The sequence below is a fragment of the Mesorhizobium sp. M0500 genome (assembly GCF_040321165.1).
Lineage (GTDB): Bacteria > Pseudomonadota > Alphaproteobacteria > Rhizobiales > Rhizobiaceae > Mesorhizobium.
In genome coordinates this window covers 130,217-149,738 of the sequence record NZ_JAMYRB010000008.1, presented here as the reverse complement: position 1 = coordinate 149,738, position 19,522 = coordinate 130,217, and the positions used below count along the sequence as shown (strand labels likewise).

Genomic DNA, 19,522 nt, shown 5'->3' with positions numbered 1-19,522 from the left:
CATTGCGCTGAAACGCCTTCGAAATGAAAATTCCGATCTGGATGCGGCTGACCTGAAAATCCTGCGCTTGCTGGAAGAGGATGCACGCACCAGCACCGCTGAACTGGCCCGCTCGGTCGGCCTGTCGGCGCCGAGCGTTGCCGAGCGCATCAAGCGACTGCAGGAAAGCGGTGTGATCGAGGCCTACACGGTGCGCATCAATCCGGCCGCGCTCGGCATGAAATTGTCGGCATGGCTGCGCATTCGGCCAGTGCCGGGGCAGCTCGCCGTCGTCGCCGAGATCATCCGCGACCTGCCGGAAATCGCCCAATGCGACCGGGTCACCGGTGAAGACTGTTTCATCGCGCTGGCGCATGTCGGCTCGGTGGCTGAACTCGAACGGGTGATCGACCGCATCATTCCCTATGCGATGACCAACACGGCGATCATCCAGTCGTCGCCGGTGGCGCCGCGGTCGCCGCTCGGGGCGGTGAAGCGGCCGCCCTGATGTCAACGCGTTGCTGGCGCCGCTAGACGGTGCTCAAGCTCGCGTCGCCACATCAAGGGCGCGCAGAGGAAAGTCCGCATCAACGGCAGACAGGTCATTCACCAGCATAATGGCGGCTTCGGCTTCTGCATCAGGAACTTCGGCAGCCATGGCGGCCAACCAAACCACACGACCCGGGACTCGGGCGGCCCAGCGCGATGCACCAGACAAACCTGTCATATTGTCCTCATAGGCCATTAACGGCCTATCGTCGCAATCGCCCTCAAGGGATGTTCGCGCCATGTCACACATCGTCGCCAGGTCACGGGAGATGCTCGCGAGGTCCGTTCGCGAGGCCGCTGCCTCTTCAAGCAACGCCAGGCAGGCGTGCAGAAAGGCAAGGAGAGCCTGGTCTCCGCCACCTGGTGCCGCGACGCGACGGCGAAGCGCAGCCAGAACGACTGTCAATTCGCTAACGCCGCGTTTGCCGGAGCGCCTGCGCTGTAAGAAGTCAAGCCTGACTGATATCGCCGCCGCCTATGTCGGCAATCCTGGTTCGATTTCAGACAGCGAGCCGTTCGCCATCTCGCATCTCCATTGCGATCCGCCAGCAATCCATATCGGCAGGGAGTAGGCAATGCAATTCACCGACGCTGTAACCGTCGCGGAACGCGTTGGCGCGATGGGGAGAAGTGCACGGCGTGGCAATGACGGGCGGCGCAAATATACCAAATGCAAACCGGACGGCCGGTCTGTTTCTTCCCCCACCGTTCAGGCGTGGCCGCGTTTCATCCGCGCCTGCTTCAGGATGGCGCGCCAGCGGATCATGGCGAATGGGATCGGCTCGTTGTTGTTGGCGATGTGGAAGATCTCGTTATTGAGGTTCTTCAGCGAGCGCCAGAAATCATAGTCGGTGATGCGTGGGTCAGCCGCCAGCCTGTCCGCCTCGACCTTGATGTCGGTTTTCATGCACGTTCCCCGAACCGCTGCTGCTCCGCCGCCCGTATCGCAATTCGATGCGGACGGTTTTCCAACGCCGCGCTGAGTCGTTCAACGTCTCAATTCGGCTTGTTCACGTTAAAACCTCGGTAAGGTTAACGGCGGTTGGACCGTGGTTCAAGCCGGCTTACGACGAATACCGATCGAACGGCCGGCGCGCTCCGGCATCGGCAGGGCGGCATGGGCGGCGCGCATCGCTTCCACCCTGGCCAGGACGTCGGCGGGGAAGGGCGCTACCTTCGGGCCAGCCATGTCGACATGCAGCGACAGCGTTTCGGACGTGGCGGCAAGCCAGCCGTCGGAATGGCGGATTTCCTGATAGGCTCTCAGCCGCTTCTCGTCATGGTCGAGGAGTTGGAACGAGACCGTGACCTTGTGGTCGAGATGCAACTCCTGGACGTAGCAGACATGGACTTCCGCGGTGTAGATGGTCAGCCGCCGTTCTTTCACATAATCCGGCCCCATCCCCATCATCTCGAATGCTTCGTCGGAGCAACGATCGAAAAGCACGTTGTAATAGGCCATGTTGAGATGGCCGTTGTAGTCGATCCAGGCCTCCTCGATGTCCATGGCGCGAGAGACGAAAGGGGCGGGGATGGGCATCGGAAACTTCCTTCTCGTCATGCCGGGGTGAGCGTGGACTGGACAGAGCGTGCTTGGTGAGACTACGCATCCGTAGAAGCAGAACAAGGGTGGACGCTGGTCCATTCGCGGAGGAATCGATGGCTCTAAGCGACCTCAATCCGGTCGAGCGCAACGAAGCAGGCATTGCCGCCGTACTCGGCATCCTCAAGCAGCGGCTCGGCGAGCGATTCCAGACCGGCCAGGCGATCCGCGCCCAGCACGCGCACACCACGACCTATATTCCGACGCAGGCGCCGGACGGCGTCGCCTTTGCCGAGACGACGGAGGAAGTGCAGGAGATCGTGCACGCATGCGCGGCGCATCGCGTGCCGGTGATTGCCTTCGGCGTCGGCTCTTCGCTGGAAGGCCACACCAATGCGCCGGGCGGCGGCATCTCACTCGATACGTCACGCATGAACCGCATCATTGCAGTCAATCCGCAGGACCTCGACTGCACCGTCGAGCCCGGCGTGACGCGCGAGGATCTCAACCGGCACCTGCGCGACACCGGCCTGTTCTTTCCGATCGACCCGGGTGCCAATGCCTCGCTCGGCGGCATGGCTGCGACGCGAGCGTCGGGCACCAACGCGGTGCGCTACGGCACGATGCGCGAAAACGTCCTGTCGCTGACGGCGGTGATGGCCGACGGGCAAGCAGTGACGACCGGCAAGCGCGCCAAGAAAAGCTCGGCCGGCTATGATTTGACGCGGCTGCTGATCGGTTCGGAGGGCACGCTTGGCATCATCACCCAGTTGACCTTGAAGCTGCAGGGCATTCCGCAGGCGATTTCGGGCGGCGTCTGCCCGTTTCCCAGCGTCGAGGCAGCCTGCAACGCGGTGATCGCGACCATCCAGATGGGCATTCCGGTGGCGCGCATCGAATTGGTCAACGCGCTGCAGATGCGGGCGATGAAGACCTATTCGAAGCTCGACTATCCGGAGAGCCCCTGCCTGTTCGTCGAGTTCCACGGCAGCGATGCCGGCGTTGCCGAGCAGGCCGAGACCTTCGGCATGATCGCCGAGGAAAATGGCGGCGGCCCGTTCCTGTGGACCAGCGTCGCCGAAGAGCGGACAAAATTGTGGAAAGCCAGGCACGATGCCTATTGGTCGTCGCTGACGCTGCGGCCGGGCGCCAAGGGCCTCTCGACCGATGTCTGCGTGCCGATCTCGCGCTTTGCCGAATGCGTCACCGAGACCGAGGCGGATATCGCGGAGATGGGCCTGATCGCGCCGATCGTCGGTCATGCCGGCGACGGCAATTTCCATGTGCTGGTGCTGATGGACGTGGACGATCCGAAAGAGATCACGCTGGCGGAAAAATTCGTGGCGCGGCTCAATATGAGGGCCATCGCCATGGACGGCACCTGCACTGGCGAGCATGGCATAGGGCAGGGCAAGATCGGCTTCCTGCGGCACGAGCTTGGCCATGGCGTCGACATCATGCGCACGATCAAGCAGGCGCTCGATCCGCTGAACATCATGAACCCGGGCAAGATATTGCCGGGAAAGGACTGACATCAGGCCGCTGCCGCGCCCCGATTTGCCTCTTTATCGACACGCTGATGCGGGTAGAGTGCCACTGACTTTACTATCAACTGTCTAGGAGTTCATGCTCGCACGCCTGTTCGTGATCTTCGGTGGGCTTCTTGTGCTGGTGCTGTGTGCGGCGCTGGTGGTGCCGTACTTTGTCGACTGGACGGGTTACCGTGCCGATTTCGAGCGCGAGGCCAGTGCCGTCCTGGGCCGCAAGGTGACCGTGCGAGGCGATGCAACGGCAAGGCTGTTGCCGTTCCCCTCGGTGACCTTTTCCAACGTCGCCGTTGCCGGTGGCCCTAACGGCCAGCCGGCGATGACCGTCGAAACCTTTTCGATGGATGCAGAACTCGCGCCATTCCTGCGCGGCGAGGTGCTGATCTTCGACATGCGGCTGGTGCGGCCGAAGGCGACGATCGACATCGCCGCCGACGGCACGGTCGACTGGACGATACGGCCGTCTTCGCCCTTCGATCCCGGCCAGATCTCCATCGAGAAGCTGACGGTGACGGAAGGACAGATCGCGCTCAGCCACGCCGCCGGCGGGCGCAGCCATCTTATTTCCGAGATCAACTCGACGATCTCGGCCAAGTCGCTGGCCGGCCCCTGGCGGCTGGACGGCTCGCTGTTGCTGGACGGGTTGCGGACCACGATCGCCGCTTCCACCGGCAAGACCGAACCGGACGGGCAAATGCGGCTCAGGCTCAAGGCCGATCCGGATGACTATCCGCTGGTCATCGAGACCGACGGCAATGTGGGCCTCGTCGAGGGCGCCGCGGTCTATTCGGGCCAGTTCAAGATATCGGGCGCAGACCGAACTGCGGCGCAGCTGCGCGGCACCGGCGGCGAGGCACTGAAAGTCAGCGCCGGCAAACCGGACCCGGGCTTCAGGCTGAACGGCAAGTTTTCGCTCGACCATCAGAAGCTCGGCGTCGACGAATTTCGCTTCGAGACCGGACCGCTCGACAATCCCTACACCGCCGACGGCAAGGCTGCGGTCGACCTTGGGCTGAAGCCGCATTTCTCGATCGAGGCCAATGGCGCGCAGGTGCAGTTCGACGAGGCCGTGGGGGCGGCGGCCGGTGCCGGATTGACGCTGTCCGAGCGGGTGGCGGCGCTGGAGCAGGCGCTGCTCGATCTGCCGAAGCCGACCATACCGGGCACGGTCGAGGTGAAACTGCCGGCCGTGGTGGCAGGCGATACCACCGTTCGCGACGTGCACCTGTCCGCCGAACCGGCCGAGGGCGGCTGGGCGGTAAAATCGCTGGCCGCCACGCTGCCCGGCCGCGCTAAGCTGGAAGCCAATGGCTTGGTCAGCGTCGAGGACCATTTCGGTTTCACCGGATCGCTGCTTCTGGCGGTGGCGCAGCCCTCCGGCTTTGCCGCATGGCTGTCTAAGGACGTCGACGAGGCGATCCGCCGTTTGCCGGCTGCCGGCTTCAAGGCCAAGGTCGACTTGAGCGAAAAACACCAGGCCTTCAGCGATCTCGAACTCATCCTCGGCAAGGCGAAGTTCTCCGGCCGCATCGATTCCAGCCAGCCCGACGACACAAGGCCATCGGTGCTGATGCAACTGGAAGGTGGCGAACTCGACGTCGATGGGCTCGCCGCCTTCGCCTCGATCTTCGTCAGCGACAAGGGTGCCAACCGCTTTTCCGACCGCGACCTCGATTTCCAGATCAAGGCCGGGCCGGTCAGCGCCGGTGGGTTGACCGCCGATAGCGTCGACACCGCGCTGAGATTGCGCGACGGGTTGCTTGAGATCGACCGGCTGTCGGTTGGCGGGCTTGCCGGCGCCTCGATCAGCGCTACCGGCCGGATCAAGGATTTCCCGGCGAGCCCGACCGGTAAGCTCGACGCCTCGGTGGTCGCCGTCGACCTCAAGCCGCTGATCGACGTCGCCGTCCGGCATTATCCGGATAATGCGGTGCTGAAGGGGCTGGCGGAGCGTGCTGGTGCCTATCCCGAGCTGTTCCAGGATGCGCGTATCGACGCGGTCACGAGTGCCGCAGACAATGGCGACGGTACGACCGGACTGGCAATGAGCGCACAGGGCAAGGCCGGTGGCTCGGCCTTTTCGGCGTCGTTGTCCGGCAAAGGGGCGCTCGACCGGCCTCTCGAAGCGCCGGTGACGCTGACCTTCAACGCAAGGAACGCCGACGCCACCGCGCTGCTGGCGCTTTACGGTCTGCCGGCGCTGCCACTCGGCATGCTCGGCGAGGCGACCACCGACGTCTCGGCCAAAGGCACGCTTGGCGGCGGCCTGGCGACACGCTTCAGCCTGGCCGGCAACGACTTCAAAGCTGGTTTCGACGGGACAATTGCCGACACGCCTCAAGGCGCGGCCGCCAAGGGCAAGGTCAGCCTTGAAACGGCCGACATCGAGCCATGGCTGATGACGACCGGCGTCGGCCTGCCCGGCATGGGCACCGGCATGTCGACGTCGCTTGCGGCCGATGCCGATTACGGCAATGGTCTCCTGGTGCTGAGCGGCCTCAGCGGCGCCGTCAACGAAGCGGCGGTTTCCGGTGACGTAAATATCGACATCAAAGAGGGGCTGCCGCATCTTGCCGGCGCGCTGTCGCTGGACGAGCTGGACCTCGATCCGATGGCGGTGATGCTGTTCGGTGACCAGGCCTTCCTTGTCAATGACAGGACCTGGCCGACGGCACCGTTCAGCCAGAAATCCAGTCTGCCATTTACCGCCGATCTCGATCTGACGGCGGCGTCGCTTGCCGCCGGCCCGCTTGCCACCGCCTATGACACTGCGCTGTCGCTGCAGCTCGACCAGGAGGGCATCCGCGTTTCCGACCTCAAGGCAAAGTTCCTCGGCGGCGCGTTGAGTGGCCTGTTCGAGCTCAAGAACAATGACGGCACCGGGCTTTTCTCCGGTCAGATGAAACTCGCCGGCGCCGATCTGGCAGCCGTGCTGCCGGAGGCCGGCATCAGCGGAAGCGGCGAGTTCTCGACGGCGCTTTCGACCAGCGGCAAATCGGTCGACGCGATGGTTGCGGCGCTGTCCGGTTCCGGCACGGCAACGCTCAAGGGCATGACTATTGCCGGCTTCAATCCCGATGCCTTTGGCGCATTCATCGCCAAGGCCGACGCGATAGGGCGCGATATCGACGCGTCGAAGACCGCCGGCTTTGTGCCGCAGATCGCCGCGTCGGGCAGTTTTCCGGCGCAGGACACCGATATTGCCTTCACCATCGCGGGCGGCACGCTGAGGACGCCACCGGTCAAATTCGAAAGCCCGGGCGCGACGCTGTCCGCCGACATCACCGCCGATCTGAATACCAGCACCGTCGATGCCAAGGGCGAGATCGCTTACCGGCCCGGCGACGAGGCGCTGGTCGGCTCCGAACCGATTTTGAATTTCAGCGTCGACGGGCCGTTTGGCGCCACCAAACGGCAGTTCGACAGCGAGCCGCTGGCACAGTTCCTGACCCAGCGTGCGCTGGAAAAGGAGCAGCAGCGGGTCGAAGCCATGCAAGCCGCACTGCTCGAGAAACAAAGGCTGCGGCGTGAGGTGCGCTACTACGCTGCGCTGCAAACCGAGCGTGAAAGAGCGGCGGAGGAACTGCGCAGACAACAGGAAGCAGCGCGGCTGAAGGCCGAGGCCGACGCCAAGGCAAAGGCCGAAGCCGAGGCTCAGGCCCAAGCCGAAGCCGAGGCGAGGGCGCAGGCTGAAGCCAAGGCGAAGGCTGAAGCGGACGCCAAGGCACAGGCGGATGCGGAGGCGAGGGCGCAGGCTGAGGCCAAAGCGAAGGCTGAAGCGGACGCCAAGGCAAAGGCCGAAGCTGAGGCGCAGGCCCAAGCCGAAGCGGAGGCCAGGGCGCAGGCTGAAGCCAAGGCGAAGGCGGATGCAGCGGCGAAGGCCGAAGCCGAGGCCAGGGCGAAAGCCGAGGCGGCTGCAAAGGCCGAAGCCAAAGCCAAGGCGGCGCAACAGGCTGCCGAGGAAGCAGCGCAGGCCGAAGAACAGCAACGCCAGAGGGCGGAAGAGGCGTTGCGGATCGCCTCGGAAGAGAAGGCAAGGCTCGACGCCGAACGCAAGGCCGCGGCGGAGCGAGCGGAACGGGCGCCACCGGCCGCAAATAACGTGCCACCGCCAGTGCAGCCCCCGCCAAAGCTCAAGTTCGATCCCTCGTCGATCGACGATCTGCTAAAATCGCTGAATGGCGGGTGACGGCGCATCCCTTATGTGTCGCGTCCAGCAAGCAAGCGCTTCAGCATCGGCTCGATCCGCCCGAGTTCGTCGAGATGAGCGGCTGACAGGTTGGCGAGACTGTCGTCGGCGCGCTCGGTCAGCCGCAGCAGCACGCGGCGGTGGTCCTCCTCGTCGTGGTCCCTCGCGACGAGCCCGGCTTCGCAAAGACGGTTGACCAATTCCACTGCGCTGTGATGGCGGATGCGCAGGCGCTCCGCGAGGTCGCCAATGGTCACCGGCCCTCCGCCGGGGAACCCTTTGATTGCAAGCAGGGCCTGATGCTGGCGTGGTGTCAGGCCGGCTTCCTGCGCCTGGATCTGGCTGAATTCGAGAAAGCAGCGGATCAGGTAACGAAATTCGGACAGCCTCTGGTAGTCGGCCGGCCCGATCGTTGCGCCGCGCTTTTGTGGCTTCGAAGTGTCTGCCATCGATTCCTTTCCGACAAAGCCGCAAACGGGCCTTGAACATTTATATCGCGTTACGATACAGAGCGCACCAACATGGCTCGTGCCCGCCATCTTCGGTGGCACGGCCGGCGACCCATCCGCAAGTCGGCACGCCGCCAGAAAGCAAGGTTTGCAAATGAAGTCCGATCACGCCAACCCCGGCCATCTGCGCGATTTTACCACCGATGCCCGGGTGCTGCTCATTGCCGGCATAGCAGTGGTGGTTGCGACGGCGGGGTTGTTTGCCGGCATTGCCCTTTTGAAGCTGATCCGGCTTGCCACGAACATCGCCTATTTTGGCCAGTTCACGCTCGCCGACCTGAAACTGCAGGATACGCCGCTTGGCAGGCCGAAGAACGCGACCGCTCGGCTTTGCTGGGCTTCCGTATCCGGCGCAGGAAACAGGATAGCGTTGCCTGAAGGCTACAACTTGCCGCGCTTGGCCCAATCCAGCACATAGAGCCGGAGCGCCGAGGAGAGATTGGCATCCCGCGGGCGGCTCTCGTCGATTTCGGCGACAAGGGCGGCGAGCGTCAGTTTTCGCACGGCCGCGATGGCGCCCAGGTCGTCGTAAAAAGGCTTTTCGAGCGAATAGCTGGTGCGGTGGCCGCGAATGGTGACCGAGCGCTTTTCCACCGGGCTCACGAGACGATCCTACTCACACTTCAAGCATCGGATTTGTCCGAATCGCCCGAATTTTCGCGGCGATGGCCGGCGACGAATTTATCGGCCTTGTCGGCGATCAGGCGGTCGCGATCCCGGCTGGGTTTGGAACGGCCATGCAGCGCCCGGTTCTGTTCGGCCAGGCGCTCCTTCTCGGCTCGCGCCTTCTGCTTGCGTGCCTGACGGAGATTGACGATCTCGGCCATGTCACGCCGCCCGTCGGGTCACTTCTTGCGGAAGGCGTCAAGCGACACCACGTCGGCGCCCTTGGCGCCGGCGTCGGCCGCGGCAGGCTTCTTTTCCGCCTCGGCGGTTTTCTTCTTCGTCTCGGGCTTTTTCTCGGCGACGATGGCCAGCGGTTCGGGAGCAGGCTTGGCCTTTGTCTCCTGTTCCGCCGGGGTATCGGTCTTGACGTCGAATTCGAGCTCGAAGTTGACGGACGGGTCGTAAAAGCCGCGTACGGCCGAGAACGGGATTTCCAGTTTCTCCGGCACGTCGGAAAACGACAGCCCGACTTCGAAACCGGTGTCGCTCACCTTCAGGTCCCAATACTGGAACTGGATGACGATGGTCATCTGTTCGGGATAGCGCTCGCGCAGCCGCGACGACACGCGCACGCCCGGCGCGCCGGTGAGAAAGGTGATGAAGAAATGATGGTTGCCCGGGAGACCGGTGCGCGCGACCTCGGCCAGGACCTTGCGCATGACGCCGCGCAACGCCTCCTGGGCCAGAATGTCGTAGCGGATGTGGTCGTCGGCCATGTGGCTGTCGGGTTCCGTTGAATCGTCCTGATAGCTGTAATCAAGCTTGAGCGCGGCGTAAACCGGATATAGATCGCCGGCGTGCGGAAGCGAAGCCCATTGGCGACGATTTGATCGTCAAACGGCTTTGATCGTCAAGCGCTGGCGAGCGCGCCCTGTTTGCTTGCCCGGGCCATAGGCTGCCGCTTGCCGAAGGCGCGCAGGAAGGTGCGCACGCCATTTGTCGCCGACTGCACCACCTCGTCCTCGGTCGGTGTGCCGCCGAGCATGAACGTCGTCTGCAACTCGGCATTGGCAAGCGCCATGAACTGGCGCGCTGCGACATCGGGATCGTCGATGTCAAGGAAGCCGGCATGAGCGAGGCGGGCGAAGCGGGCGGCGATCGCCGGCCATGTCCTGCCCGGTCCTTCTTCGCGCCATTCGGCGAACAACTCGGGATAGCGCCCGCCCTCGGTCTGGATCAGCTTGCGCAAGAATTTGCCGTCGCGGTTGCAGATGCAGTTGTGGTTCATCCGCACAGCAAAGGCGATGAGGTCGGCCTCGAGATCCTTCGGCTGATCGGGAAAAGTGGAAATCGTAGCAAAGATGCCGGCATTGCAACGTTCGGTGAGGTCGCGGACGATGGCAACGAAGAGTTTTTCCTTGTCGCCGTGATGATTGTAGATGGTCTGGCGGGAGACGCCGGCCTCGGCGGCAATCATGTCGATATTGGCACCGGCAAAGCTTTCGCGGCAGAAGACCGAGGCGGCGGCATCGACAATCGACATGCGCTTGGCCTCGTGGCCTCGCGGCGGGAAAATGTCAGGAGAGACGTTGGCCTTCATGCAAAACTATATAGAGATGGTTGACGAATTAGACAAGCCTGTCTAAATTTGTGGACTTGCAAGAAGGGGGTTTCGTTCCGCAGAAGAGTCGGAACTCCACGGGATGGAACGTCCTAGGGTTACACGCCGGTCCTCGGCGGCAACCAGAATTCGAAAGAGCCTGCTATCATGAACGCCAAATTCCTCCGCATTGCGGTCGTGCTCGGCCTATTGTCCGCGATCGGCCCGTTTGCCATCGACATGTATCTTCCGGCCCTGCCGTCAATCGGCGAGGATCTGCATGCCAGCACTGCCGCGGTGCAGATGAGCCTGCTGATCTTCTTTCTTTCCATGGGCTTCGGCCAGATCGTCGTCGGACCAATCTCCGACATGGTCGGCCGCAAGCTGCCGCTCTACGGCGGCCTGGCGCTGTTCATGGTCGGCGGCGTCGGCTCGGCGCTGGCTCCCTCGATCGAATGGCTGATCGCCTTCCGTTTCCTGCAAGGGCTCGGCGCCAGCGCCGGCATGGCCGTGCCGCGTGCGATCGTGCGCGACCTGCATACCGGCACCGAGGCCGCCAAGCTGATGTCGCTGCTGATGCTGGTGTTTTCGGTGTCGCCGATCCTAGCGCCGCTGACCGGTAGCCAGATCATCGAGAATTTCGGCTGGCGCGCCGTGTTCTGGACGGTGACGGGCGCGGCCGTGCTCGCCACCATCCTGCTGGCGACCTCGCTCAAGGAGACACGGCCGGTCGAAGAGCGCGCCGGTTCGTCCTTCGGGACGGCACTTTCCGGCTACCGCTTCCTGATGGGCGACCGCAACTTCCTTGGCCTGACGGCCATCGCCGGCTTCGGCATTGCGAGCTTCTTCGTCTATCTGTCGAGCTCGTCCTTCATCCTGATCGATCATTACGGGCTGTCGCCTTCAGTCTACAGCGTGTTCTTCTCGATCAATGCGGTTGCCTTCATCGGCATGTCGCAGCTGACCGGGTTGCTGTCGGAGCGGTTCGGGCTGCAGCGCGTGGTGCGCGTCGCGGTGACAGGCTATGCGACGACGATGGTGGTGCTGTTCGCGGTGATGGCATCGGGTGTCGACCGGCTCGACGTGATGGCGGCGCTGCTGTTCATCGGCTACGGCTTTCTCGGCCTGGTCATCCCGACGACGTCGGTGCTGGCCATGGAAGAGCATGGCGAGATCGCCGGTACCGCGTCGGCGCTGATGGGCACGCTGCACTTCGCCATCGGGGCGGTCGCCATGGGCGTCGCCGGCGTGTTTTTCGACGGCACGCCGCTGCCGATGGTGGCGGGCATCACGCTCTGCGCGGCGATCTCCTTCACACTGGCCAAAATAACGCTCGGCCGCAGCCGGGACGTCGCGGAAGCGCCGGCGGAGTAAACTTCGCCTATCGAGACAAAAAGGCCGGGCGATGTTCCCGGCCTTTTCACGTTTGCGGTCCCGGTTCAAAGCAGCCTATGCCTATATGACGGGTTCAGGACATGCAGCTTCGACATCTCAAAACCTTCGTGGCCGTCGCCACCACCTTGAACATCACACGCGCCTCCGAGCGGGTTCATCTTGCCCAATCGAGCGTGTCCGAACAGATCCAGGCGCTGGAAAGCGATCTAGGCACGTCGCTGTTCGACAGATCACGGCGTGGCTTGAAGCTGACGGCGGCGGGACAACGCCTGCTGGACTACGCAAACGATCTCCTCGACCTCGCGGACGAAGCCCGTTCCGCAGTCGCCGACGCGAGCGGCACGGTTGCCGGTCGCCTGACGGTCGGCGGCCTGGAGACGCTTTGCTCGACACGCTTGCCAGCTCTGCTGGCGGAATTCCATCGGCGCCATCCCGATGTGGAACTGAACCTCAGGGCGGACGATAGCAGTGGGTTGCGTGCCGGCGTGACAAGCGGGGCGCTGGACGTATCTTTCCATTTCGGAGCCGTCCCGGCGGCGGCGCCGGAGCTGCGAAGCGAGCAAGTGGCAGTGGAAGAGCTCGTCACCATAATGCCGGCAAATCACCGGTTGGCCGGATATTCTGCCATAACGCCCGACGATCTGGCCGACGAGGCCTTCCTCGTCACCCAGCCCGGTTGCGTCTATAGGCGGATGTTCGACGAAACGTTTGCCGCAACATTGCCTGACCGTCCAAAACTCGTCGGCGAGTTCGCCAGCATGAGCGCGATACGGAGCCTTGTTGAAGGCGGTCTTGGATGCGCGCTGGTCCCGCGTCTCGTGGCTTCCGCGGCTGACGCCAATATTGTCGTGTTGCCTTGGGTCGGAAGCAGTCCGGTGACGCCGGTCACCATGGTATGGCGCCACCGGCGCATTCAAGCGCCGGTCTTGCGGCTGTTCCTCGCAATGGTCCGCGAAATCTGGCCATCACTAGACCAGCCGCTGGCCACCATCGACATGAAGCACGGTTCCGGTGATGAAGCCGTTGTGCATGAGGGACGTGATGGCTTGGGCAATGTCGGCTGCCTGGCCGATCCGGCCGACGAGCAGACGCTTTGCCATGGCGTCCAGCGCGGCTGTCTTTCCGCTGCCGACGACGGCATCCCAAATCGGCGTGTCGACCCAGCCCGGCGAGACGACGTTGACGCGGATCGGCGCCAGTTCGACGGCAAGCGCGTAGGCGAGTGAGCCAAGTGCCCCATTAACGGCTGCCACCACCGAGCCTTTCGCCGCCGGACGATAGGCGGCGATGCCCGAGGTCAGCGTGATCGATCCCCCGGGCGTCAGACGAGGCGGGCCATGCTTGGCAAGAAGAAGCGGCCCGACGACTTTGGAATCCATCACTTTCCGCGCCACCGAGATATCCATCTCGGGAAGCAACACATAGACGCCGGTAACGTCGGCGGCGGTCGAGACGATGTGGTCGAGCGTGCCGGCATCCTGGAACAGGCGCTGGACCTCGTCCTCGCTAGTGACGTCGGCTGCGATCGTCCTCAGCCTTTCCGGGTGAGGCACGCGCTGCCGTGCGGCCGACAACCGGTCCTCGGAGCGGCCGACGATCGTAACCTCGGCGCCGGCGGCAAGCTGCTGTTCGGCAAGCGACAGCCCCATACCGGAACTGCCGCCAACGATCAGGATGCGTTCGTGTTTTGGTGTGGTTTCCTGGTTCATCTTATCTCCATCAGATAGCTCGCCGGGGCCTGACTGATATGCGGCGAGAAACTGAGGCCTTGTCCCGCAAGGCATGAGAGAAGGGAAACGGGAAGATACGAATGCTGCCATCGGAGGTTCCGATGATGGGAGGCCCTTGGGCTTTCGCAAAACCGTCGCTTGCGGCGCTTCGCTACGACGCTGTCTCGGAGAGGACGAACCGCAGCTGCGTTTCGACGGGCGCCAAGGGCAGCGGCACCAGCTCGTAGCCTAGTTCCGTGTAAACGGCGACGAGTGCGTGAAAGGTGCGTTCAGCCTCGTCCATCGTTTGCTTGCGTTCGTTGTCCTGCCGAAAGATTTCCGGCCATGGCGGCGCGACGAAGACGCGCCTGGCATAGCGGAAGCGTCGGGCGGCATTCGTGGCGTGATCGGGAACCGGCCCCCGGTCAGGCGCAGATAGCCAAGAGTGTCCGGCACGCCGCGATCGAAGAAGACCAGGCCGGATTGCTCGCCCGCGATCCGGTAGGAGCGCAACTCCCAAGACAGCATCAACTCGGCGAACAGAGCCGCCAGGGCAGGGCCTTGCCGCCTATCGCCAATTCGTCGTGATGATGCTGCGCCCGGCTTCGCCCGAGGTGCGAGGCCTGCCACCTTAAGAGTCGATCAACGTTGTCTTGCCTGAGCCCGGACCGCCGGTCAGCACGAAAAACCGATTGGAATCGTTTCGCATTTCTGATCCATGGATTGGATGGGGAAGTATGAAGACAGGGGTTTTTTGGACCCGTCAGGGCACATGAAAGCCCGGCCGGCGGGGCCTGCTTCTGCATATGTCGAGAGGGAGAAATGGAGGTTTCTGTTGCCAGGTACCTCCGAACCCCGCCTAGAAGTGCGAACCACTAGGGCTTGAATTGAAGCTATCGCACCGCTTACGCGGCGAGACGTGCTTCCGCATAGTTGTCGTTGGCAACTATAAGTTTAGCCCGATAACGGTGGTACAATGCCGGGCAAAAGTACGATCTTTACACCTTCGTCGATCCTATTTCGCCCCCAGCAAAAGCCGCTCCTGAGCAGCGGTTTTTGGTGGAGGCGCCGGGTACCGCCCCCGGGTCCGAACGGCTTATTTCATCGCCTGTTTATCGCCATAGTCGGTCGAGCCGACGAGGCGAATATAGGGACTGACGGTGGAAAATGAAAGGCCGGAATGCCACTTTCGTCCGTGTCAAAGTGGATCATCAAGGGGTTGACTTGCAGCCGGTCTCAACCGAAGCTTTGTGGCGGTGAGGAGACCTAGCGCATACTTGCGGCAGCGCGCCACAATCCTCATTGACCGGATCCCGTGGCGCCGACGAGGGGAAATTCGATGGCCGATTATCTCGCAGACGTAAAGAAATATGATGCGGCGGCGGATGCCGACGCGGTCGCCAAGATCGTCAAGCATCTGGGCATCGCGCTCAGGAACCGCGATTCCTCGCTGGTGTCCTGCACCGACCCGGAGGAACTGAAGCGCGTCAGGAACAGCTGGGTCGCCGGCAAGCTCGGCGTCACTGACGGTGCCAAGGCGGATGCGGCTATCGAAAAGACCTGCAAGGCTATGGCGGCCGACAACAGCAAGAGCCGGGTGACATTCTATTACCTCGTCGCCAAGGATCTGGGCATGCTCGGCTCGCTCTGAGCAATCTCGCCGCCGGTGCTGGTGAAGCTTCTGCTGGAATCGTCTCGCTTTGCTGTGTTCGGCCGACGGTCATTCGGCTATGATGGCTGACAACCCGAATCGGACCGGAGCCGATGCGCCAGTATCTCGACCTTCTGAAGCATGTGCTGGAAAACGGCGCCGATCGCGGCGACCGCACCGGCACCGGAACGCGCTCGGTATTCGGCTACCAGATGCGCTTCGACCTGGCCCGCGGCTTTCCGGTCACCACCACCAAGAAGCTGCACCTGAAGTCGATTATCCACGAGCTTTTGTGGTTCCTGGCCGGCGACACCAACATCAAATATCTCAACGATCGCGGCGTCTCGATCTGGGATGAGTGGGCCGACGAGAACGGCGATCTCGGCCCGGTCTATGGCAAACAATGGCGGTCGTGGCCGGACGGCCATGGCGGCGCCATCGACCAGATTGCGAATCTTCTGAAGGAGATACGCAAAAATCCTAATTCGCGGCGGCTGATCGTTTCGGCGTGGAACCCGGCCGAGGTGGAGGCCATGGCCTTGCCGCCCTGCCACTGCCTGTTCCAGTTCTATGTTTCGGAAGGCAAGCTTTCCTGCCAGCTCTACCAGCGTTCGGGCGATATCTTTCTCGGTGTGCCGTTCAACATCGCTTCCTATGCGTTGCTGACGCTGATGGTGGCGCAGGTGACCGGATTGAAACCCGGCGATTTCATCCACACGCTCGGCGACGCGCATCTTTACTCGAATCATTTCGAGCAGGCGCGCGAACAATTGCGGCGCACGCCCAAGGCGTTGCCGACGCTGTGGATCAATCCCGAGGTGAAGGATCTCTTTGCCTTCCGCTTCGAGGATTTCCGGCTCGAGAACTATTTCGCCGACGCGACGATCAAGGCGCCGATCGCGGTCTAGCACCATAGCTGACCGTGCATGTCGACATTGCCTACTGCTGCTGCGCCTTCGGGCGTTGTCAGCATCCATCTTGATTGGCCGACGTCGACTTGACGCGCAATCCCTGGTCGCTGATTTTCATGTGAATATTTCCTTCGGCCTCGGTACCGCTGTATCCAACGAAGATTATCGCAGGCCGGGAAAACCTCAGCTCAGAATGCCGTCGGCGGTAAAGAGCCTTTCCTTGTTATGTTCACATGGATATATCGATGGACGGCTTCGGGCGTTCTGAGACGAGGAGAGTTTCATGCTGGCGCGCAAAGGTTCGACGACGATTGCCATCGCGGGTCTCGCCGCCATGCTGATGGCCGCGGTGCCGGCGGCCCATGCCGATGACAAGGTGGTCGTGTTTGCCGCGGCGAGCCTGAAGGATGGGCTCGATGCCGTCAACAAGGCCTGCGTGGCCGATGTCGGCGAGGCGGCGACCATTTCCTACGCGGCGAGCTCGGCGCTGGCCAGGCAGATTGAAAGCGGCGCGCCGGCAGACCTGTTCATCTCGGCCGATCTCGACTGGATGAAATATCTTGCCGACAGGAAGCTGACCAAGCCCGAAACCCAAGTGAAATTGCTCGGTAACCAGATCGTGCTGATTGCTCCGCGGGATTCCAAGGTCGAGACCAGGATCGAAAAGGGGTTCGATCTTGCCGGGCAGGTCGGTAACGGCAAACTTGCCATGGGTGATGTCAAGGCGGTGCCAGCCGGCAAATACGGCAAGGCGGCGCTCGAATCGCTCGGTGTCTGGTCTTCCGTCGAAGGCAAGGTGGCGCAGGCCGAGAATGTGCGCGCCGCCCTAAAGCTGGTGTCGACCGGCGAGGCAGCACTCGGCATCGTCTATGCCACGGATGCGCATGCGGAGCCCGGCGTCAAGGTGATCGGCACTTTCCCCGCGGGTACCCATCCGCCGATCATCTATCCAGTCGCCCAGCTTGCGGATTCGAAGAGCAGGGATACCCCGGCGTTCCTGAAATGCCTGCAATCCGCCAAGGCTGGCGAACTCTTCAAGGCGCAAGGTTTTACAATCCTCGCGCCGAGCAACTGACGTACGGCACCGCACATGAACTGGCTGCTGGATCTCGCTCCCGACGAATGGAATGCGGTCCGGCTGTCGATCAAGGTGGCGACCGTCGCGATGATTGCCAGCCTGCCGCCGGGCATTCTGATCGCTCTTGTGCTTGCCCGCGGCCAGTTCTGGGGCAAGACGCTGCTCAATGGTCTGGTGCATCTGCCGCTGATCCTGCCGCCGGTGGTGACCGGCTATTTGCTGCTTTTGACTTTCGGCAAGCGTGGTCCGGCCGGCGCTTTCCTGGCCGAACATTTCGGCATCGTTTTTTCCTTCCGCTGGACTGGCGCCGCGCTCGCCTGCGGCGTGATGGGCTTTCCGCTGATGGTGCGGGCCATCCGGCTGTCGATCGAGGCCGTCGACCGCAAAATCGAGGCGGCCGCCGGCACGCTCGGCGCCAATCCGCTATGGGTATTTGGCACGATCACGCTGCCGCTGATCCTGCCCGGGCTGATCGCCGGTGCGATCCTCTCCTTCGCCAAGGCGATGGGCGAATTCGGCGCGACGATCACCTTTGTCTCCAACATTCCGAACGAGACGCAGACGCTACCGTCGGCGATCTACACTTTCACGCAGGTTCCCGGCGGCGACGCCGGCGCGCTCAGGCTGACGCTGATCTCGATCGTCATCTCGATGGCGGCACTTGTTGCCTCGGAAGTGCTGGCGCGGCGCGTCGGCCGGCGGATGGACATCGAATGACGGTTCAGGTCGACATCAGCCACCGGCTTGGCGGTTTCACCGTCAATGCCCGCTTCGAAAGCGCCGGGCGGCTGACTGCGCTGTTCGGGCCTTCCGGCTCCGGAAAGACGACGCTGATCAATTTGATTGCCGGGCTGATCCGCCCCGACAAAGGTCGTATCGCGGCCGAGGGCCGCGTGCTGGTCGATAGCGATGCCGGTCTGTTCGTGCCGAAGCACAAACGGCGGATCGGCATGGTGTTCCAGGATGCGCGGCTGTTTCCGCATATGAGCGTGGCGAGCAATCTGCGCTATGGCCGCTGGTTCACGCCGGCTGCTGAGCGTTACGCGGATATCGATGGCGTGGTCGAACTGCTCGGGATCGGCCATTTGCTCGACCGGCGGCCGGCAAAACTCTCCGGTGGCGAGAAGCAGCGTGTGGCAATCGGCAGGGCGCTGCTTGCCAGTCCGAAATTGCTGCTGATGGACGAGCCGCTGGCTTCGCTCGACGAGGGGCGCAAGGCCGAGATCTTGCCTTATATCGAGCGGCTGCGCGACGAGACGAAAATCCCGATCGTCTATGTCAGCCACTCGATCGCCGAAGTGGCGCGGCTGGCGAGCGACGTCGTGGTGCTGATGCAAGGAAAGGTCGCCGCTTCCGGTCCGACCGGAGCGATCATGCAGCGTCTGGATCTATTGCCGGCCGAAGAGCGCGGCGAGGGCGGTGCCGTGCTGGATACCGCGGTTCTGCGCCACGACGAAGCCTTTGGCATGACGGTGCTAGGCTCATTGGCGGGCGAGATCCGGGTGCCGCTTCTGGCAACGCCAGTCGGTGCGCCGGTGCGCGTCCGCATCCGTGCCCGCGACGTGATGATCGCCACCGAGCAACCGGTTGGCCTCAGCGCGCTCAACATATTGCCGGGCATGATCGTGGCGATAGAGCCGGGCGAAGGACCTACGGTCGAGATTGGCCTCGACTGCAATGGCGCAACCGTGCTTGCCCGCATCACCGAACAGTCGCGGCAGACACTGGGGCTTCGGCTTGGTCGACAGGTCTTCGCCGTGGTCAAGACGGTGAGCTTCGACCGGGCGAATACCGGCGCCGGCCTGCCCGCCGAGGCGGATGAGTGAACGGCCGATGATTCGCTATATCGTTTTGGAATAGCGGTATCGCTGGAGAACTTGTAGAATAGCGTGACCGCGGAGGAGCAAATGCCGTCGCTGAGTTTGCGGATAAATCTCGATCCAGATGGCCGCATCGGACCGGGCAAGATCGAGCTTCTGGAACAGATCGCCGCCTTCGGCTCGATTTCGGCCGCAGCACGCGGCATGGAGATGTCCTACAAGCACGCCTGGGATCTGGTCGAAGACATGAACCGCGTGTTCGGCAAGCCGCTGGTTGCGGCACAGACGGGCGGCAAAAAAGGCGGTGGCGCCCAGTTGACGTCGGTCGGGCTTGCTGTGGTCAGCCGCTTCCGCGCGATCGAGCGGGCTGCGTCTTCAGCAGCGGCGGCGCATATGGAGGCGCTGCAGGCCGAGATCGACGCAGCGTGACGCCGGC

Annotated in this window: 20 protein-coding genes, 1 other RNA gene and 2 pseudogenes; 12 read left to right on the top strand and 11 right to left on the bottom strand. The window is 63.0% G+C overall.

Annotation, left to right across the window (positions count from 1 at the left end; translation table 11 throughout):
- The first annotated feature begins 7 nt into the window (after positions 1–7).
- Positions 8–487, top strand: coding sequence for an Lrp/AsnC family transcriptional regulator (locus NKI70_RS17300; RefSeq protein ID WP_352570508.1), 480 nt, complete (start codon positions 8–10; stop codon positions 485–487).
- A gap of 33 nt (positions 488–520) precedes the next feature.
- Here the strand turns inward: NKI70_RS17300 and NKI70_RS17295 are convergent, their stop codons facing one another.
- The 3 genes from NKI70_RS17295 to NKI70_RS17285 form a co-directional block, all read right to left on the bottom strand.
- Positions 521–769 (bottom strand): hypothetical protein, encoded by a 249-nt coding sequence (locus NKI70_RS17295; RefSeq protein ID WP_352724769.1) that lies wholly within the window; start codon positions 767–769, stop codon positions 521–523.
- A gap of 468 nt (positions 770–1,237) precedes the next feature.
- The gene (locus NKI70_RS17290; RefSeq protein ID WP_023676715.1) at positions 1,238–1,435 is read right to left on the bottom strand and encodes a hypothetical protein; all 198 of its coding nucleotides are present in this window, start codon (positions 1,433–1,435) and stop codon (positions 1,238–1,240) included.
- A gap of 147 nt (positions 1,436–1,582) precedes the next feature.
- A complete protein-coding gene (locus tag NKI70_RS17285; RefSeq protein WP_023676714.1) occupies positions 1,583–2,068 on the bottom strand; it encodes a thioesterase family protein in 486 nt (161 codons plus the stop codon).
- A 119-nt stretch (positions 2,069–2,187) separates the two neighbouring features.
- On the opposite strand from NKI70_RS17285, the gene NKI70_RS17280 reads away from it, so the two are divergent.
- Both NKI70_RS17280 and NKI70_RS17275 read left to right on the top strand, forming a co-directional pair.
- A complete protein-coding gene (locus NKI70_RS17280) occupies positions 2,188–3,603 on the top strand; it encodes an FAD-binding oxidoreductase (RefSeq protein ID WP_352724768.1) in 1,416 nt (471 codons plus the stop codon).
- A gap of 94 nt (positions 3,604–3,697) precedes the next feature.
- Entirely contained in the window at positions 3,698–7,807 is a 4,110-nt protein-coding gene (locus tag NKI70_RS17275) for an AsmA family protein (protein WP_352570450.1), read from the top strand.
- An 11-nt stretch (positions 7,808–7,818) separates the two neighbouring features.
- On the opposite strand, the gene NKI70_RS17270 is transcribed toward NKI70_RS17275, so the two are convergent.
- Positions 7,819–8,256 (bottom strand): MarR family winged helix-turn-helix transcriptional regulator, encoded by a 438-nt coding sequence (locus tag NKI70_RS17270; RefSeq protein ID WP_023676711.1) that lies wholly within the window; start codon positions 8,254–8,256, stop codon positions 7,819–7,821.
- Here NKI70_RS17270 and NKI70_RS33980 point away from each other — a divergent pair.
- Positions 8,246–8,734 carry a hypothetical protein gene (locus NKI70_RS33980; RefSeq protein WP_502898925.1) on the top strand — a complete coding sequence of 163 codons (489 nt, stop codon included), beginning with the start codon at positions 8,246–8,248 and terminating at the stop codon, positions 8,732–8,734. The genes NKI70_RS17270 and NKI70_RS33980 overlap by 11 nt on opposite strands.
- On the opposite strand, the gene NKI70_RS17260 is transcribed toward NKI70_RS33980, so the two are convergent.
- The 4 genes from NKI70_RS17260 to NKI70_RS17245 form a co-directional block, all read right to left on the bottom strand.
- Entirely contained in the window at positions 8,698–8,919 is a 222-nt protein-coding gene (locus NKI70_RS17260; protein WP_352456525.1) for a ribbon-helix-helix domain-containing protein, read from the bottom strand. The two genes, NKI70_RS33980 and NKI70_RS17260, sit on opposite strands and share 37 nt — an antisense overlap.
- 20 nt (positions 8,920–8,939) lie before the next feature.
- Positions 8,940–9,143, bottom strand: coding sequence for a DUF4169 family protein (locus tag NKI70_RS17255; protein ID WP_023676708.1), 204 nt, complete (start codon positions 9,141–9,143; stop codon positions 8,940–8,942).
- A gap of 18 nt (positions 9,144–9,161) precedes the next feature.
- Positions 9,162–9,698, bottom strand: coding sequence for an SspB family protein (locus NKI70_RS17250; protein ID WP_023676707.1), 537 nt, complete (start codon positions 9,696–9,698; stop codon positions 9,162–9,164).
- A 134-nt stretch (positions 9,699–9,832) separates the two neighbouring features.
- A complete protein-coding gene (locus tag NKI70_RS17245; protein WP_352456524.1) occupies positions 9,833–10,522 on the bottom strand; it encodes a TetR/AcrR family transcriptional regulator in 690 nt (229 codons plus the stop codon).
- A gap of 168 nt (positions 10,523–10,690) precedes the next feature.
- On the opposite strand from NKI70_RS17245, the gene NKI70_RS17240 reads away from it, so the two are divergent.
- On the top strand, positions 10,691–11,896 hold the full coding sequence (locus NKI70_RS17240; protein ID WP_352456523.1) for a multidrug effflux MFS transporter: 1,206 nt from the start codon (positions 10,691–10,693) through the stop codon (positions 11,894–11,896).
- Between the two features lie 101 nt (positions 11,897–11,997).
- Positions 11,998–12,813 (top strand): annotated as a pseudogene (locus NKI70_RS17235) (LysR family transcriptional regulator); the annotation flags it as partial.
- A 72-nt stretch (positions 12,814–12,885) separates the two neighbouring features.
- On the opposite strand, the gene NKI70_RS17230 reads toward NKI70_RS17235, so the two are convergent.
- The 3 genes and pseudogenes from NKI70_RS17230 to ssrA all read right to left on the bottom strand — a co-directional run bounded on the left by NKI70_RS17230 (position 12,886) and on the right by ssrA (position 14,803).
- On the bottom strand, positions 12,886–13,626 hold the full coding sequence (locus tag NKI70_RS17230; RefSeq protein ID WP_352724767.1) for an SDR family oxidoreductase: 741 nt from the start codon (positions 13,624–13,626) through the stop codon (positions 12,886–12,888).
- A 172-nt stretch (positions 13,627–13,798) separates the two neighbouring features.
- A pseudogene (locus NKI70_RS17225) lies at positions 13,799–14,154 on the bottom strand (AAA family ATPase).
- A gap of 293 nt (positions 14,155–14,447) precedes the next feature.
- Positions 14,448–14,803, bottom strand: a transfer-messenger RNA (tmRNA) gene (gene ssrA / locus NKI70_RS17220).
- Between the two features lie 162 nt (positions 14,804–14,965).
- Between ssrA and NKI70_RS17215 the strand changes: the two genes are divergently transcribed.
- The 6 genes from NKI70_RS17215 to NKI70_RS17190 all read left to right on the top strand — a co-directional run bounded on the left by NKI70_RS17215 (position 14,966) and on the right by NKI70_RS17190 (position 19,515).
- On the top strand, positions 14,966–15,277 hold the full coding sequence (locus tag NKI70_RS17215) for a DUF2853 family protein (protein ID WP_023676702.1): 312 nt from the start codon (positions 14,966–14,968) through the stop codon (positions 15,275–15,277).
- 113 nt (positions 15,278–15,390) lie between these two features.
- Complete coding sequence (locus NKI70_RS17210) at positions 15,391–16,185, top strand: thymidylate synthase (RefSeq protein WP_352724766.1); 795 nt, start codon at positions 15,391–15,393, stop codon at positions 16,183–16,185.
- A gap of 286 nt (positions 16,186–16,471) precedes the next feature.
- On the top strand, positions 16,472–17,263 hold the full coding sequence (modA, locus tag NKI70_RS17205; protein WP_352724765.1) for a molybdate ABC transporter substrate-binding protein: 792 nt from the start codon (positions 16,472–16,474) through the stop codon (positions 17,261–17,263).
- A gap of 15 nt (positions 17,264–17,278) precedes the next feature.
- A complete protein-coding gene (gene modB / locus NKI70_RS17200) occupies positions 17,279–17,983 on the top strand; it encodes a molybdate ABC transporter permease subunit (RefSeq protein WP_023676699.1) in 705 nt (234 codons plus the stop codon).
- Positions 17,980–19,092, top strand: a complete 1,113-nt coding sequence (modC, locus tag NKI70_RS17195; RefSeq protein WP_352724763.1) for a molybdenum ABC transporter ATP-binding protein — start codon at positions 17,980–17,982, stop codon at positions 19,090–19,092. The genes modB and modC overlap by 4 nt, the downstream gene beginning before the upstream one ends.
- A gap of 81 nt (positions 19,093–19,173) precedes the next feature.
- A complete protein-coding gene (locus NKI70_RS17190) occupies positions 19,174–19,515 on the top strand; it encodes a winged helix-turn-helix domain-containing protein (RefSeq protein WP_023676697.1) in 342 nt (113 codons plus the stop codon).
- The last annotated feature ends 7 nt before the right edge of the window (positions 19,516–19,522 follow it).

Bases quoted from the DNA above. Each gene is read 5' to 3' on its own strand.
- NKI70_RS17275 (WP_352570450.1), top strand. From the start codon at position 3,698: ATGCTCGCACGCCTGTTCGTGATCTTCGGTGGGCTTCTTGTGCTGGTG.
- NKI70_RS17295 (WP_352724769.1), bottom strand. From the start codon at position 769: ATGGCGCGAACATCCCTTGAGGGCGATTGCGACGATAGGCCGTTAATG.
- NKI70_RS17210 (WP_352724766.1), top strand. From the start codon at position 15,391: ATGCGCCAGTATCTCGACCTTCTGAAGCATGTGCTGGAAAACGGCGCC.
- NKI70_RS17245 (WP_352456524.1), bottom strand. From the start codon at position 10,522: ATGAAGGCCAACGTCTCTCCTGACATTTTCCCGCCGCGAGGCCACGAG.
- NKI70_RS17270 (WP_023676711.1), bottom strand. From the start codon at position 8,256: ATGGCAGACACTTCGAAGCCACAAAAGCGCGGCGCAACGATCGGGCCG.
- modB (WP_023676699.1), top strand. From the start codon at position 17,279: ATGAACTGGCTGCTGGATCTCGCTCCCGACGAATGGAATGCGGTCCGG.
- NKI70_RS17230 (WP_352724767.1), bottom strand. From the start codon at position 13,626: ATGAACCAGGAAACCACACCAAAACACGAACGCATCCTGATCGTTGGC.
- modC (WP_352724763.1), top strand. From the start codon at position 17,980: ATGACGGTTCAGGTCGACATCAGCCACCGGCTTGGCGGTTTCACCGTC.
- modA (WP_352724765.1), top strand. From the start codon at position 16,472: ATGCTGGCGCGCAAAGGTTCGACGACGATTGCCATCGCGGGTCTCGCC.
- NKI70_RS17190 (WP_023676697.1), top strand. From the start codon at position 19,174: ATGCCGTCGCTGAGTTTGCGGATAAATCTCGATCCAGATGGCCGCATC.
- NKI70_RS17285 (WP_023676714.1), bottom strand. From the start codon at position 2,068: ATGCCCATCCCCGCCCCTTTCGTCTCTCGCGCCATGGACATCGAGGAG.
- NKI70_RS17215 (WP_023676702.1), top strand. From the start codon at position 14,966: ATGGCCGATTATCTCGCAGACGTAAAGAAATATGATGCGGCGGCGGAT.
- NKI70_RS17250 (WP_023676707.1), bottom strand. From the start codon at position 9,698: ATGGCCGACGACCACATCCGCTACGACATTCTGGCCCAGGAGGCGTTG.
- NKI70_RS17280 (WP_352724768.1), top strand. From the start codon at position 2,188: ATGGCTCTAAGCGACCTCAATCCGGTCGAGCGCAACGAAGCAGGCATT.
- NKI70_RS17290 (WP_023676715.1), bottom strand. From the start codon at position 1,435: ATGAAAACCGACATCAAGGTCGAGGCGGACAGGCTGGCGGCTGACCCA.
- NKI70_RS17240 (WP_352456523.1), top strand. From the start codon at position 10,691: ATGAACGCCAAATTCCTCCGCATTGCGGTCGTGCTCGGCCTATTGTCC.
- NKI70_RS17255 (WP_023676708.1), bottom strand. From the start codon at position 9,143: ATGGCCGAGATCGTCAATCTCCGTCAGGCACGCAAGCAGAAGGCGCGA.